This window comes from Bacillus mycoides (assembly GCF_018742245.1).
GTDB classification, from domain to species: Bacteria; Bacillota; Bacilli; order Bacillales; family Bacillaceae_G; genus Bacillus_A; species Bacillus_A cereus_U.
In genome coordinates, this window is record NZ_CP036132.1 from 3,254,496 (window position 1) to 3,268,932 (window position 14,437).

The window sequence follows — 14,437 nt, forward strand, 5'->3', positions numbered from 1 at the left end:
TCCTCGTTTAATCGAATTTCCCTTTCAATACCGATCATCGCTCCTAATAAACCAGCAACACCGATTCGTATAATTAGATCAATATGTAAGCTCACGAGCACTTCCCCCTTTCATTCATTATAGAGAGATAAAACAAAAATTATCACATGCATCTATCCATCAAAATAAAAGCATTTCATTAAAATACATTTAATATCCCTATAGATTTATGTTAATATTTTAAATATTAACATAAATAAAATCACCTACTTTTCATACGAAAATCTTTAAACTTTAACGTGTAACTTATTTTCAGTTGAATACGGCATATGAAATGGGGTTGAGAAATTTATAAATCACTTTCTTTTTATACTGAAATTTTGTTGAAATAAAATATAAATAAAGGGAGCCTACAAACGATGAATGTATCTTTAATTACACCTACTACCGATTTACAAGAAGAATACTTAGATTTTTATAACGAATGGAAAAATAGCGGTGAAACGATGATTCCGTGGGTTATCTCAAAAGATCCTTCTAATTTCACGGCAATGATTCAAGAATTACACGAGGCACATAACGGAATAAATATACCTAAAACTTGGGTACCAGATTCTACTTATTGGCTCGTTACAAATGAAAATAAAATTTTGGGAGCAGTTAATATTCGTCATAGTTTGACGGAGCATTTATTTAATGCTGGCGGCCATATCGGTTATGGCATTCGCCCTTCTGAAAGAAGAAAAGGATATGCTACGAAGCTACTCGAGTTGTCATTAGAAAAAACGAAGCAATTAAGCATTACGAAAGCACTTGTCGTTTGCGATGAAGTGAATACAGCTTCAGAGAAAACGATTTTACATAACGGCGGTCTCCGTGATGAAGATTTCACTGAAGAAGATGGTAATGTTGTGAGAAGGTATTGGATTGAGCTCTAAATAATCAAAAACAAGCCAGAAAGTGATTACACACTTTCTGGCTTGTTTTATCCCGCTATTCGCCAGGCAGTATAACTCCCACCTCAAAATTCGGCTGGAACAAAGAAGTTAGGTGGGAGATTAACTGCCCATAAACGCCCGATTGGTGAAGACTAATAATCAGTGGGGGATGAACAAAACCCCCACTGATTAAAGTTTCACTTTATACTACTTCTATTTCAAACTGCACTGTAATACCACTCGGATCTACTACCGTAAATCCATTTGTAGTTTCATTTATCTCATGTTGTTTTTCTATTAATCTTTCTTTTACTTCATTTAAAGCTTCTTTATGAGGTAGTACAATCGTATATACTTTTAGTCCCGTTGCATGTGCTGGTGGATGCGGGTTATTTACCCCGTTCCACGTATTTGCACCGATATGGTGATGATACCCTCCTGCCGAAATGAATAAGCAATCATCTTCACGCTGTTGTACTTCAAAACCTACTGTATCTACATAAAACTCATGTGACTTCTCGACATCAGCTATTCGTAAATGTACGTGTCCAACCACAGTGTCAGCAGGTAAACCATCAAACTCATAATCAACGAGCGTTGCTAGTTCTTTTAAATCAAGTGGCGTACTTCCTCCTGGCCCTTCTCCCCACTGATCTCGAGGACGGTCCGCATAAATCTCAATACCGTTCCCCTCTAAATCTTGTAAATAAAACGCTTCACTATACGTATGATCACTTGCACTATTAAACCTTGAAATTGGTAAAATTTCATTTGAATATGTATAACGTCCTTCTTGTTCAGCTGGACTATCAATTACGTTCTTATTACGAATCACCCCAAATAGTGCCGAAGCAAAAGCCTCACGAGTCGGAACTAAAAAGGCTACATGATATATACCCGTCGTACGTGGTTCTTGAAGCGCTGCATCTTCTAACTTCTCAAGTACAAGTAGCGTATTCTCACCACCTTTTCCTGCTAAATATGCTTTATTCCCCTCTTGCTTAATTACTTCTAGCCCTACTACATTCTCATAAAAAGCAATTTGACTCTCTAAATCTTTTACTTTAAATGCAACATGACCAATACGTGTTTTTGGATGAATTTGTACCATGACTAACTTCCTCTCCAGTTTCCTTTAGTTTTTTATATAAGTTGATAGGCAATAGCCCTATTCAACGAATACACCTTAATTTTGTTTTTTTGTAGCATCAACTTTTAGCCATTTTTTCGATATTTCGCTTAATGTTCCATCTTGTTCTAATTCTTTTAGTGACTTATTTATATCTTCTAACTTTTCACTCTTTTTTGCAAATGGAAATGCGATCTCTCCCCATTCAAGTGGACCAAATCCCACTTTCACATTATCTAGTTTCGCCTTCGTGATTGTTGTTTCCACTTGAACTTTATCATTATAATAAGCATCGACACGCCCCAGCCCTACTTCATTCAATTCCGCTGTTGGATCTTCTGAGAACGTTTTAATTGTAAAGGCATTATCTTTGTTTAATGCTTTTAACTCTTGTTCTCCTGCTGTGCCAAGCCCAACTCCTACCGTCTTTCCTTTTAAATCTTCTAGCGACTTAATTGTTTTATTATCTTTCTTCACCGCGAAAATAGAGCCTGAATACACATATGGAATTGAAAAGTCATATTTCTTTTTTCTTTCCGGAGAAACTGATAGTTCATTTGCAATCGTATCAATACGGCCTGAATCTAATAAACCGAATAATCCTTCAAAATCAGAAACATTCCATTCCACTTTATATCCAGCCTTTTTAGCAGCTGCTTCAATAATTTCAGCGTCAAACCCTTTTACTTTCTCACCTTCTTTAAATATAAATGGGCTACGACCTGCAGAGGTCCCAACTTTCACTACTTTTTCATCTGTCTTTTTACTTGCTGTATCCAAACCACAAGCAGACAAAACTCCAACTGATACTGTTAATGCTAATGTTAGTAATAATGATGATTTCCTCATAACCCTTCCTCCTAAATAACGAAATGATTGCCTTCTTCAGAAGCATTTAATTGTCTTAAAAACTTTTTCGTACGTTCATTTTGTGGGTTTCGGAAAATCTCTTCTGGTGTTCCCTGCTCTACGATAATTCCATCAGCCATAAATATAATACGATCCGCCACCTCTTTTGCAAAATTCATTTCATGTGTAACAATAACCATCGTTATATGTTGTCTTGCCAAATCTTTAATAACTAGCAATACCTCATTCACTAATTCTGGATCAAGCGCTGAAGTCGGTTCATCAAACAATAATACAGCTGGATTTAAAGCCATTGCCCTAGCAATCCCTATCCTTTGCTGTTGCCCACCTGATAACATTGTCGGATAAAAATTTTCTTTATCAGTTAAGCCTACTTGTTTTAATATTTCTCTCGCTATTCTCTTTGCCTCTTCGTCACTCTTTTTCTGCACAACCGTTAATGGTGTTGTAATATTTTGCAATGCTGTTTTATTTTTAAATAAATTATAGTTTTGAAAAACCATTGCTGTTTTTTTGCGTAATTTTATTATTTCTTTTTGATAAAGTTTTTTCGTATGAATCTCTAAATCTTCAATTCTAATACTGCCATCATCCGGTTGTTCTAATAAATTTAAACATCGTAGTAATGTCGATTTCCCTGAACCAGAAGGTCCAATAATTACTACCACTTCCCCTTTTTTGACAGTAAGTGAGATTCCTTTCAGCACTTCATTATGTTTGTAAGACTTATACAAATCTTTTAGCTCAATCACATATATCACCTCATTTCTCTTATAAATACGGTGCATCAAGTTTCTTCTCCAACTTTTTCTGCCCCCAGCTGATTACGATTGTAATAATCCAATACACAATCGCTACCGCTAAATAACTTTCCATATAACGATACGATTGCGCAGCTAGCATTTTCGCTTGTGCTAATATTTCAGCCACTCCAAGTGCAAAAGATAACGAAGATTCTTTTAACAATCCAACAAAATTATTTCCAAGTGCCGGCACTGCTACACGAATAGCCTGCGGAAAGATAATTTGTCGCATCGCTTGTGCCTTTGTCATTCCAACTGATAAACAAGCATCCATTTGTCCTGATTCTACAGCATTTAATGAACCTCGAATGATTTCTGACAAATAAGCAGCATTATTTAAACTGAGACCAATTAAAGTTGCTTGCATAGCTGTAAGCACTGTAAAAGTCGGGAAAATTTGTGGCAATCCGAAATACAGCACAAACAATTGAACTAATAACGGTGTTCCTCTAAAGAAAGAAATATACACCCTGACAATTGGATATAAAAATTTCGTTTTATTTTTTGTAATGATTGCCAAGCCCACTCCTATAACGAAAGAAATAATCATGGAAACAACAGTAATCCCTAAAGTTATGTATACATATTTAAATAATTGCGGAAAACTTTCTAAAAAATACGTTACATCAAATTTCACCCTATCCCCCCCTCTCTAAACAAAAAACTCTTCTTACACATATAAGAAGAGTTGAATGTTAATCCATTTCCCTTCATCTCCCAAACGCCTTTTACGTTTGCTGGAATTAGCACAGTGCTTTTTTAGCCTGTTGCTGAGATTTCACCGGGCCAGTCCCTCCACCTCTCTTGATAAGAAAACTAATAAATTTTTCCATTTATTTAGTTGTTATTATGAAGAATACAGCTAAATTAAAACAATGTCAATAGGAAAACTAAGAATTAAATCCCACTCTTCTTCGGAATTACTATTCTTAATAAACTATACACAAAAAGCCATTATTTCTATCAAACTTAGAAATAATGGCTTCATTTTTATTTTTATAGCTTATAATATTTATTTCATCTTATGTACTTCTGCAACTAACTTTCCGCCCTGAATGCCCATATAAAGCTTAACAGGAGCATCATTCGTATTTTCAAACACTAAATCTAAATATGGGTATGCAATTGTAGCATCTCTTCCCTGCGGGACATAACCTACTGTTTTAGAATGTGTAGTTCTCTCTACCATTTTTAAACCAGCTTGATCTGCTGCATTGTATAGAGTTGATGATGTTTGACAAACGCCACCACCATAACCATCTACTAATTTACCATCTACAATTTCTTTACCTAATTGATATCCTTTATCTGGCGTTGTATCACCGATTAATGCATTAAAAGAGAAACTGTCTCCTTTTGCTAATACAACTCCATTTATGCTCGCTGCTGACAAACGAATATTCTCAATACGGCCACCTGCTGAGCCACCTAAATTCGTTTCATATCTACCAATTACCGTGCCACTTCCTTGCGCATCACTTAATGTTGCGGTAGGCTTTTTCTCAACGATAGGTAACTGATATGAAGAATCCCACATACCTACATTTAATAATTTGTCTACTAATTCTTTTTCCATTAATTCATAAGAAGGCTTTCCTTCTTGCCATGATCCATCAGGCGCTATACGTGAAGGGACCATCTTTTTGTCAACGCTTTTCCCAACTTCACCAGCAACCTTCGTTACCGATTTTTTGAATTTCGCCTCATCTTCAAAATAACCTAAGCTCGATAAGTCTATTTTCTTCACTTCAGTACCAGTACGCCCGTCCACTAAGCTAATTGAATCCTGTACATCAGCCTTGGCCTCTACAACGTTCCCACCAAAATCACTTACTAATGCCACATCACTTACTTTTGTTCCACAACCACTTACTACAGCTACACATAGCACCCCTACTAATATACCCTTTATTTTTCGGAACAATATACTCTCTCCTTTTCCCCAACATTATTTCTTATGTATTATTTCATTTTTATGTATGTTTTGTTACAATCATTTTACAATATATTTAGAAAATGTTACAAGTTATTTTTTACTCTATTAAAATTACTCTTTTCTTTTGTAAATGTCTATACATATTTATATAAATTTTTGAGTTTGATAAGATTGTAACTTTTATGTAACCTATCTCTATCCAGTATATACCATTCAACAGATGAAATACAAATGTAAAACCCTTTCATTTCACCTCTCTAGTCACCTACATACTTCAAAAACCGTAATACCACTTTCTCATATGTGATCATTATTAAACAACTTAAACCGAGCTTTTATAGGTAAAAACAATCATTCACTTCAGCGTATATAGGTATTTGCCGTGCCACTACTCCGCTTTCGCACATACATTATGATGAATTCAACCCACCTTTAAGAAATGGAGGAGTTTTTATGTATCCCTACAATCCTTATGATCCATATAACCAATATGATTACCAACCCCAGTATGATTTACAAGCACAATACCAACAATATATAGATCAAGCAGAGCAAGTTAATCCATATGATCCAAATAGACAATTTCAACTTCCAATCTCTTTTCCTGGCACCGGAAACCGTCAACTAGAACGACGAGTAAATGAGCTTGAGCAAAGAGTACGTCAACTAGAAAACACAGTTGAGCGTCATACTCGTAGACTAAACCGCTTAAATCAGCGTTTACGTACAGTAGAAAATAGACTAAACATTCCATTTTCAGCATTAGAAGACGGATTTTAATTTCGAAAATAACAAATATATAAGGAAGGGACTCCCCCTTCCTTATATAAATTGACGAAAGTTTTTTCCATCTCTATACTGATAAGAGTTAATGAAATGAAACAAGGTGATAAATATGGATTTTGAAATAAATTTTCTTTCCTTTTATGTAGTACAAGTTGAAGGAAAAGGTGAAGCAGTTGATAAACGCTATAAACATTTTCAAACATTAGACGCTGAAGAGTATGAAGATAGCTCTTTAAAAGAATTTTTGAATGGTGAATTATTAAAAATTTCAAAGCGAAAAGTAGAACGTCACGCAAAAACAGAACAAGCCCCAACAAAGATTGGTCGCTTTATTGTAGAAGAAGGGCACGAACTCGATTCAAACCCTCATTACAACTTATTTAATCGTATTCGTTTTGCAGAAACAAAAGAAAACTTCAAAGATATGAGCGAACCTCTCGTTTATACATACCTTGACACAAGCGCTGTACGTGGTGGTGTATTTTTAATCGCTCAAGCAAAACTACGCAAATACTTTGATGATCCATTCGTATTCGTAATGAAATGTGACTTCGAACCAAAGGTTGCTTCCATTTCTGATGAATCAACGCTTATTCGTAACGTTGAAATGGCCATCACAACAAAGAATATGAAATCTATCCAATATCCATACATGCCTGAAGAAGGTATGGTGGAGCCTGGTGAACTAAAAATACACCAAGCATCACATGCCCGCTACTTTGAGGACTTCTTAAAATTCGTCGAGTACGAGCGCTCTATGCCTGAAATTATGAAAACACAAGTAATGGACATGGTATACGATCAAATTGAAGATGTATTTGAAGAAGGTACTGAAGAACGCGAACAATTCGACCAAGCAATGGAAGTTTGGGCTGCCAGTCCAAAACGTGAAATTATGGAACAGTTTTCAACAGAAGAAGTAATGGAAGCTACTGCTCAAATCGTCGAGCACGCCCCTGAAGTGGAATTAAAGCTAAAAGCAGATCATATCTCTGTGAAGGCTTTGCTGGCTGATTTCGGAGACCTAATACATATCGCAAAGGTAAACGACCGATATGTATTAATGATTGAAGCAGACACACTTACGTTCGAAAAAGGATTCTCTCCTATCGAATTCCTGAAGCCAGATGAACTGCAAGATGTGATTGAGCGGATTGAGAATAAGCAGCAGTATAGTTATGGCTCCGGAGAAATCGAATAGAATAATGTAAAAAAGACAATGACGGGTTAAATTCCATCATTGTCTTTTTATTATCGAAAACATACGCTGTAACGTGTCCGTCTTGTATATCTGTTAATGTTATATTGTATGATCCAGCATTTTTTCAAATGAAACATCATCTCTCAATGGATACGAATCTTTTAAACCACTGTCATGTATAATAAACACTTCATCTCAAAAACTGCTAATTTTTAATGATTGTACGGCATTCCGCAAGAACAACGATGCGAACCGAATAATAAGTTATAAGAAGCAGGAAATTCTTGATTTACACGTTGTACTTCTCGTGCAAATTCTTCGTCGTCTTTTGGTACTCGGAAGAGCGCATCTGCTTTTTCTTGTGTATCTATATTGGCTCCAGGCGGCACAAACCTGTTCGTCGAAACACGTACTCCGTTCGTTACTACTGCATTGTATGAAATAAATGTTCCTTCCCCAATAATCGCATTATACACAATTGATTTAAAACCAACGAACACCTTATTTCCTATATAACAAGGACCGTGAATGAGAGCGCCATGCGTAACACTTACTTCGTTCCCAATATAGATTGAATACTCTTTATCACCATCAGAAACATATTTATTCAATAAACCATGTAAGATAACTCCGTCTTGCAGATTTGTGTTTGAACTAATATAAAATGGAGTTCCTTCATCCGCACGAATACTTACATTAGGAGCTACATATACATTATCTTTAATTCTCACATCGCCTATCACACTAGAAAATGGACTTATAAAAGCTGTTTTATCAATTGTTGAATCGGATTAAATGAGGTGATAGGATTGGGGCTGATGAAGGGAGCAAACGAATAATGGTGACTACTACAATTTCTTTCCGTCAAGAAAACATCTCCTTTAAAATCATATATACAGTATTTTATGTACGCCCTACTATTTTGGAGACAAGTTGTTAAAAGATTAATACAGTGTTATAGGGAATTGCTGGCGGATTCGCTTACGTTTGAGAAGGGGTTCTCTCCGATTGAGTTTTTGAAGTCGGATGAGCTGCAGGACGTGATTGAGCGGACTGAGAAGAAGCAGGGATACTAATATGTTTGTGTACTTCAAAGAAACAAGCTATCATTTTATAGATTTAATTTTACCATTCACTACTTTCCTCCCCTCTAAACCCATATACATAAGATGCTATATCTATTTGGGAGGTGTAGGGGTTGTTCTTAAATCAAAATCCACAGCTTGCTTCTTATGAAATAGGAGATTGGTCATATGGTGACCTTAATGTTCGTACTTGGGGGGAAGGAGCTTCGCTTAAATTAGGTAAGTTCTGTTCCATAGCCGACCATGTAACAGTCTTTTTAGGTGGCGAACACAGAACAGATTGGATTAGTACCTATCCATTTAATGTGATAGTTCCCGAGGGTGCGGGGTTTAGCGGTCATCCGAAAACTAAGGGAGATGTAATCATTGGTCATGACGTTTGGATAGGCAGTGGCGCTATGATTATGTCTGGAGTCAAAGTCGGAAACGGAGCTGTTATTGGCGCAAGAAGCGTTGTAACACGAGATATCCCGCCGTATGGAATAGTAGCAGGTAATCCAGCAAAGTTGGTTCGGTATCGTTTCTCACCAGAAGTGATTGAAGAACTTCAACAAATTTCTTGGTGGGACTGGGATATATCTACTATCACGGCGTCTTTACATTTTCTTCTTTCAGATAATGTCAGTGAGTTTATTCGAGAATATAAAGAATAATTAACTCACTTAAAAAGTAAATACTAAAAAACTCCTATATCTATAAATGGAATAGGAGTTTTTACATTTCTCACTAATAAATTCTCCTCATAACAAGTACTAGCCTTAGCTACCTTAATACATTTACGTTACCTTTCCCTCTTCCTGCACCTTCTCCATCTCAGCCAAATACCTAATCTGCCTTTCTGCCTTTCTCACCGCAGTAGGAAAGTGTTTTTTCAAAAGTTCTACTGCAGATTCACTTATATAATATCTTTCCGTTATACTTTCCCACGTGTCACTACTTTCAAATGCACTCCATACAAAAGGACGCTCTGTATTTTTTCTCAGTTCTTTAAACACCCATTTTCGCATCCTTTTTTTCGCTTTTTCTGTTAGTTTTCCGTTCTTTACAAGTTCAAGCTCACCATGTCTCTTGTATCGCTTGTTAATATCTCTCTCGCCACATACTTTCAGAAAGATATTTGCTGTATTCTCAGCATCTGCGAAAGCACGATGTTGCCTACCTTCCCATGTTAAACCGAGCTGCTCCACTGCAAATTGTAAACTTGGTGTATGCTCAAATAATTCTTCATATGCCTGGAAAACAAATTTTTGCACATCAAATCTGCTCTCTTTGTCCATACATGGGCATTCTACACCGTGTAATGTACAATCATGAGAAAGAAAATGATAATCTTCTTTTCCCCATGAAATAAATATAGAATCTTCTCCAATGAACTGAATAAATTTCTCTATAATTTGAGGGAATTTCTCCGCACCAATTAAATCTTTCTTTGTAATTCCAGTTAATTTTGTTGTATGACGAGTTAATGGGGCACTTGGTTTTACTAACTCTGAAAATTCTCCAATAACCTTCATTGTACTCACATCTATTTTTATAGCTCCAATATCAACTATTTCTGACGGATCTTCTGATTTATACGGCCTAAAATTCCTTTCAATATCAAACACAATAAAATGTGTAGCGTTTTTCAATTTGTATACCTCTTTCTAATTCCTATTAATATGAAAAGCCTACTTAACAGCTTCACTTTATTTTCAGTATCTATTTATACATGCAGTTTATACATTTAATACATTTAATACATTTAATACATTTAAATATAAATCGAAAATTCAGTCTTATTATTACATGTAAATAGGAGGACCTTCAATAAAAACGCAAAAAAAAAGAAGGGCAAGCCCTTCTTTTTTCATAATTACTTCTTGTTTACGTTTGTAGCTTGAGGTCCACGGTTACCTTGTTCTACTTCGAAAGTAACTTCTTGACCTTCTTCTAAAGATTTGAAGCCGTCGCCTTGGATAGCTGAGAAATGAACGAATACGTCTTCTCCGCCTTCAACCTCGATGAAACCGAAACCTTTTTCTGCGTTAAACCATTTTACTTTACCGTTTTGCATTTAAAAAATCCTCCTACAATGTACCTATATGTACATATTCATTTTCAACCACTTTACAATAATACCTCATATATTAAAAAACTGCAACCCCCGAGGAGATTTAACATTGCTATCCTCCTCGGAAGTTACAGCTCATTTAAATCTCTATATTATTAAAAGTAAAATGGTTTAAAGTAACTATATCATATCAATATAATAAAAGTAAAGTTTTTTTTAGCTATACAGCTTTTTTCTTCCACTGCATCGCTTTTAATTCACCTGATCCAGCTACAACATAGCCTTCTTTTTCATTAACAATGCGCCAGCCATGCCCTTTAACCGAATCACATACTGTAACAATTCCTTCTTCAAGAAGCACACGGCAAACAGTGCTAATTCCCGCTTTATTTTGCGTTGACGTTGTATATAACACATGCTGATCTACACTTAAGTCTAAATAGCTACTAGCTTTTTGTTCACTTTGACATGTATGCCAAAATATTTTATCACTTTCGATGCTCTCATCTATTTTGCAAAAAGAAATATTCCCGCTAATTCCCCTGCACGATCCACTTGCCGCTACTAAATAGGAATTATGTATAGTCAACGCAGAAATCATCTGATTCATCGCTATTTTAATCCTTTTTAATTTACGTGTCTCTAAATCAAAAAGCCAAACACCACCATATTTAGTATGTATTTTCGTACCGATAAATAAGTAATGTTTATATAAAAATAATGATCGAATGGATGGTGCCTCACTACCGTAATTAAGAAATGGCTGAATAGTCTCCCATGTGGAACCAAAATTATTAGAATGATACAGTGTTTTATCTCCATGAGCAATTACTGTTCCATTCTCATTACTACATACATTCCAGCTCGTTGCTTTCGTTGGAAAGCGCTGGATCGTCCACGTTTCTCCACCATTCATACTACGAATAAAAACTCCTTCGTCTCCTACTCCATAAACTACGTTACCTTCACTATGTAAATCTCGAATTCGTTTTTGGAAACCAGTTAAAGCCTGTTTCCATTCTCCATCTTTTTCAATGAATAAACCATTATATGTAGTAGCTAACAAAAGCTTTCCATCTCTTAACTTTGTAATAGCAGTTGCACTTAACATTGTTTCCACGTTGACACTCCCATTCCTAGAACTTCTCGGCAAAAGCAATTGCAAAATCACTGCATTTTTCAACGTCTTCTTTGTCTTCTGGAGCTAATTCAATTTTCAATCCTTCTTGTACAAGTTCTGCCCCGCATTTTACAAGACGTTCTTCAAATATCGTTACCGCTTCACAAAACAGTTCATACGCCGTATCACCTGATCCAAAAACAGCCACTTTTTTACCCGTTAAATCTATATTTTCTAACTCATCATGGAAATCTTCCGCTTCAAATGGTAATTCACCATCACCCCACGTATAAGATCCTAAAATGATTCCATCATAAGCTAATAATTCTTCAGCATCCATACCTTCCATCTCTTGCAATACTACTTCATGATCAAAGGCATCTAAACTTACTTTAATTAAATCAGCAATACTCTCTGTATTCCCTGACATACTTGCATACGCTATTAAAATTTTCGCCACTTTGACATCCCCCTTTTACAATAAATGATTCTCATTCTCATTATATTAATAATGAGAATCAATTTCAATTATATTTTTTGTTATTTTATTTAATTCCATAAAAAAAGAACAGATGACTATACAATCATCCGTTCTTTTTTATTACTTTTTAAAAATACCAAATGGTTTTCCAACTGGTAATACAACTTTTTCGAAGTGTGTATTTAACACAGCTGCTGCTGAACCATAGAAAGATAATAATGAAATACATAGTTCAGAATACGCTGCTAAATTATGCATTGCATGTGGCATAACACCTAAAGTACTTAATGAAAGACCGATAAATAAGAAATCAATAAGGACGAAAATCATAAATAATACTTTGTGTGTTTCCATTGCACCAATTGTCATAAAGATCGTAAAAATCAAGTATCCGATAAAGGCTACACCAAGCTGTTTTGAATCTGCAGTTTGGGCTAATTTTTCGCCAAATACTCCAAGTTGAATTAACCAAGTCATTCCAACACCTAACCAAAATAGGCCGTACGCACCAAATGCTGTTGTACCGAACGTATTGTTATGCTTTGCATCGTGAATGCATGCAAAGATTTGTGCAAACCCTCCTAAAAAGATTGCCCATGGTAATACAAGTGAAACGCCATCTGTTAAGCCTAATTTTTGAGATGATGCTACAAGTGTTACCATCGCTAATCCAAAGAGACCGATTCCAGATGGATCTGCTGTTGTCATTTTCACATGATGTGTAGTAGTTTGATTGCTCATATAAACCTCCTGATTATAAACATACTCGAATACAATACTTAAATCAGAAGGCTATGTCAATGGTTTTTTTTGTATGTTGTCAGACCTTATTCCCTATAATAATTGAATACATTTTTTGCCACATCATACGGTTTTATATTTACATTTAGCAACTCATTTATCGGCATCCATAAAGGTATATAACTCCCTCTACCTTTCAACTCGAACTCATCGCCTTTACCACTTCCGAAAACTCCACCTGTAGTATGGGCATTATAATAATACTCCGTACCTTTATACTCCACCATTACAATCAAATGCTCCACTTGTATATGTACCCCTAATTCTTCATAAACCTCTCGCTTCTTTGCTTCTTCAGGTGTTTCTCCTTCTTCAATTCCCCCGCCTGGAAAAACAAAATACACCTCACCTTCTCGAACACGTTTTATAAGAGCGATTTTACCGTCCTGTACAATAATAGCTGCACCGCGATTTCTTCTCACTTTATTACCTCAACACCAATCGCAACTGTTCCCCATTCTTTTTCTTGTTCTTTCGTATAGATTTTGTATGTACTTTCTAACATTTCCTCTAAGCTAACATTTTCACGGTCAAATAATTTTTTATCAATTTGTTCGTACATTTCCTTAAAACTCTCGTATCGCTTTACCTCTGTTACCTTTACAATAATTGTTTCTGCCGTCATAAGGTTGGTAAATACAATTTCATCACCATGTTTTATTTGTTGACGCTTTTTATCATACAATCTAACTTCAAATACTTTTTTACCCGAATAAATAGATTGAAAAGGCTCATTATATAGTCCCATTTTATGTCTCATATTTCCCACTCCCTGTCGTTAGTTTAACATGAAGAAGTTATTATACTATTTTCTTCCTTCACAAGAACTTGTATATTTTTGTTTCATACAGGAATATTCATCTTCCTTCCCCCTTCCATATCCATTACTTACTTGAGAAAGAATGCCAAATAATCATGTTATGTTTAAATCAAAAACCTGAATACGCCCAATATGATATTGATGATTATACTTATAGCAAAGTAGGCTCTACTATTTTTTCGTGGAATGATGAAACGAAATTAAAAATAGGTAAATTTTATTCATTATCTACTGTCCAACAAGATCAATGATTTTTTGATCCTCCCGAAAAAGAATCTTCATGAACAATAAAGTGAAACTTTAATCAGCGTGGTCCATCCCCCACTGATTATTAGCTCACACCAATTTGGCTTTTACGGACAGCCCGACTCCCACCTAACTTCTTTTCTTTACAGCCGCATTTTTGGGTGGAAATCTTACTGCCCGTAAATAGTG

The 14,437-nt window shown here is 35.5% G+C and carries 16 protein-coding genes, 4 pseudogenes and 1 riboswitch; of the genes and pseudogenes, 6 read left to right on the forward strand and 14 right to left on the reverse strand.

Annotation, left to right across the window (positions count from 1 at the left end):
* Window positions 1–2: 2 nt before the first annotated feature.
* Window positions 3–95 (reverse strand): annotated as a pseudogene (locus EXW56_RS27860) (MgtC/SapB family protein); the annotation flags it as partial.
* A gap of 303 nt (window positions 96–398) precedes the next feature.
* Here EXW56_RS27860 and EXW56_RS16640 point away from each other — a divergent pair.
* Window positions 399–917, forward strand: coding sequence for a GNAT family N-acetyltransferase (locus EXW56_RS16640; RefSeq protein ID WP_002199735.1), 519 nt, complete (start codon window positions 399–401; stop codon window positions 915–917).
* Window positions 918–1,119: 202 nt separating this feature from the next.
* On the opposite strand, the gene EXW56_RS16645 is transcribed toward EXW56_RS16640, so the two are convergent.
* The 5 genes from EXW56_RS16645 to EXW56_RS16665 form a co-directional block, all read right to left on the reverse strand.
* Window positions 1,120–2,028, reverse strand: a complete 909-nt coding sequence (locus EXW56_RS16645) for a VOC family protein (RefSeq protein ID WP_002199734.1) — start codon at window positions 2,026–2,028, stop codon at window positions 1,120–1,122.
* A 75-nt stretch (window positions 2,029–2,103) separates the two neighbouring features.
* Entirely contained in the window at window positions 2,104–2,895 is a 792-nt protein-coding gene (locus EXW56_RS16650) for an amino acid ABC transporter substrate-binding protein (RefSeq protein WP_215596797.1), read from the reverse strand.
* A gap of 11 nt (window positions 2,896–2,906) precedes the next feature.
* Window positions 2,907–3,668 carry an amino acid ABC transporter ATP-binding protein gene (locus tag EXW56_RS16655; RefSeq protein ID WP_176555900.1) on the reverse strand — a complete coding sequence of 254 codons (762 nt, stop codon included), beginning with the start codon at window positions 3,666–3,668 and terminating at the stop codon, window positions 2,907–2,909.
* Between the two features lie 19 nt (window positions 3,669–3,687).
* Window positions 3,688–4,356 carry an amino acid ABC transporter permease gene (locus EXW56_RS16660; RefSeq protein WP_002199730.1) on the reverse strand — a complete coding sequence of 223 codons (669 nt, stop codon included), beginning with the start codon at window positions 4,354–4,356 and terminating at the stop codon, window positions 3,688–3,690.
* Window positions 4,357–4,426: 70 nt separating this feature from the next.
* A riboswitch (SAM riboswitch) is annotated at window positions 4,427–4,533 on the reverse strand.
* A gap of 198 nt (window positions 4,534–4,731) precedes the next feature.
* Complete coding sequence (locus EXW56_RS16665; protein ID WP_002111070.1) at window positions 4,732–5,643, reverse strand: VanW family protein; 912 nt, start codon at window positions 5,641–5,643, stop codon at window positions 4,732–4,734.
* Between the two features lie 465 nt (window positions 5,644–6,108).
* On the opposite strand from EXW56_RS16665, the gene EXW56_RS16670 reads away from it, so the two are divergent.
* Together EXW56_RS16670 and EXW56_RS16675 are read left to right on the forward strand one after the other, a co-directional pair.
* A complete protein-coding gene (locus tag EXW56_RS16670) occupies window positions 6,109–6,435 on the forward strand; it encodes a hypothetical protein (RefSeq protein WP_215596798.1) in 327 nt (108 codons plus the stop codon).
* 115 nt (window positions 6,436–6,550) lie between these two features.
* Window positions 6,551–7,642: a DUF3900 domain-containing protein gene (locus EXW56_RS16675; protein WP_002033604.1), complete on the forward strand. Its 1,092-nt coding sequence runs from the start codon at window positions 6,551–6,553 to the stop codon at window positions 7,640–7,642.
* A 212-nt stretch (window positions 7,643–7,854) separates the two neighbouring features.
* Here the strand turns inward: EXW56_RS16675 and EXW56_RS16680 are convergent.
* Window positions 7,855–8,510, reverse strand: a pseudogene (locus EXW56_RS16680) (carbonate dehydratase).
* Between the two features lie 103 nt (window positions 8,511–8,613).
* Between EXW56_RS16680 and EXW56_RS28125 the strand changes: the two are divergent.
* A pseudogene (locus EXW56_RS28125) lies at window positions 8,614–8,718 on the forward strand (DUF3898 domain-containing protein); the annotation flags it as partial.
* 122 nt (window positions 8,719–8,840) lie between these two features.
* Window positions 8,841–9,380 carry a CatB-related O-acetyltransferase gene (locus tag EXW56_RS16690; RefSeq protein WP_002199728.1) on the forward strand — a complete coding sequence of 180 codons (540 nt, stop codon included), beginning with the start codon at window positions 8,841–8,843 and terminating at the stop codon, window positions 9,378–9,380.
* 123 nt (window positions 9,381–9,503) lie between these two features.
* On the opposite strand, the gene EXW56_RS16695 is transcribed toward EXW56_RS16690, so the two are convergent.
* The 7 genes from EXW56_RS16695 to EXW56_RS16725 all read right to left on the reverse strand — a co-directional run bounded on the left by EXW56_RS16695 (window position 9,504) and on the right by EXW56_RS16725 (window position 13,942).
* Window positions 9,504–10,358 (reverse strand): exonuclease, encoded by an 855-nt coding sequence (locus EXW56_RS16695; RefSeq protein WP_002199727.1) that lies wholly within the window; start codon window positions 10,356–10,358, stop codon window positions 9,504–9,506.
* Between the two features lie 224 nt (window positions 10,359–10,582).
* The gene (cspB, locus tag EXW56_RS16700; RefSeq protein ID WP_001179147.1) at window positions 10,583–10,783 is read right to left on the reverse strand and encodes a cold shock-like protein CspB; all 201 of its coding nucleotides are present in this window, start codon (window positions 10,781–10,783) and stop codon (window positions 10,583–10,585) included.
* Between the two features lie 217 nt (window positions 10,784–11,000).
* Window positions 11,001–11,900, reverse strand: a complete 900-nt coding sequence (locus EXW56_RS16705; protein WP_215557301.1) for a WD40/YVTN/BNR-like repeat-containing protein — start codon at window positions 11,898–11,900, stop codon at window positions 11,001–11,003.
* Between the two features lie 16 nt (window positions 11,901–11,916).
* Window positions 11,917–12,360 carry a flavodoxin gene (locus tag EXW56_RS16710; RefSeq protein ID WP_001062757.1) on the reverse strand — a complete coding sequence of 148 codons (444 nt, stop codon included), beginning with the start codon at window positions 12,358–12,360 and terminating at the stop codon, window positions 11,917–11,919.
* Between the two features lie 141 nt (window positions 12,361–12,501).
* A complete protein-coding gene (locus EXW56_RS16715) occupies window positions 12,502–13,122 on the reverse strand; it encodes an acetate uptake transporter (protein ID WP_002111076.1) in 621 nt (206 codons plus the stop codon).
* A gap of 86 nt (window positions 13,123–13,208) precedes the next feature.
* A complete protein-coding gene (locus EXW56_RS16720) occupies window positions 13,209–13,604 on the reverse strand; it encodes an NUDIX hydrolase (protein ID WP_215596799.1) in 396 nt (131 codons plus the stop codon).
* The gene (locus EXW56_RS16725) at window positions 13,601–13,942 is read right to left on the reverse strand and encodes an ASCH domain-containing protein (protein WP_016105802.1); all 342 of its coding nucleotides are present in this window, start codon (window positions 13,940–13,942) and stop codon (window positions 13,601–13,603) included. Before EXW56_RS16725 ends, EXW56_RS16720 begins: the two co-directional genes overlap by 4 nt.
* A gap of 155 nt (window positions 13,943–14,097) precedes the next feature.
* Between EXW56_RS16725 and EXW56_RS16730 the strand changes: the two are divergent.
* Window positions 14,098–14,229: pseudogene (locus EXW56_RS16730) on the forward strand (CatB-related O-acetyltransferase); the annotation flags it as partial.
* Window positions 14,230–14,437 lie beyond the last annotated feature (208 nt).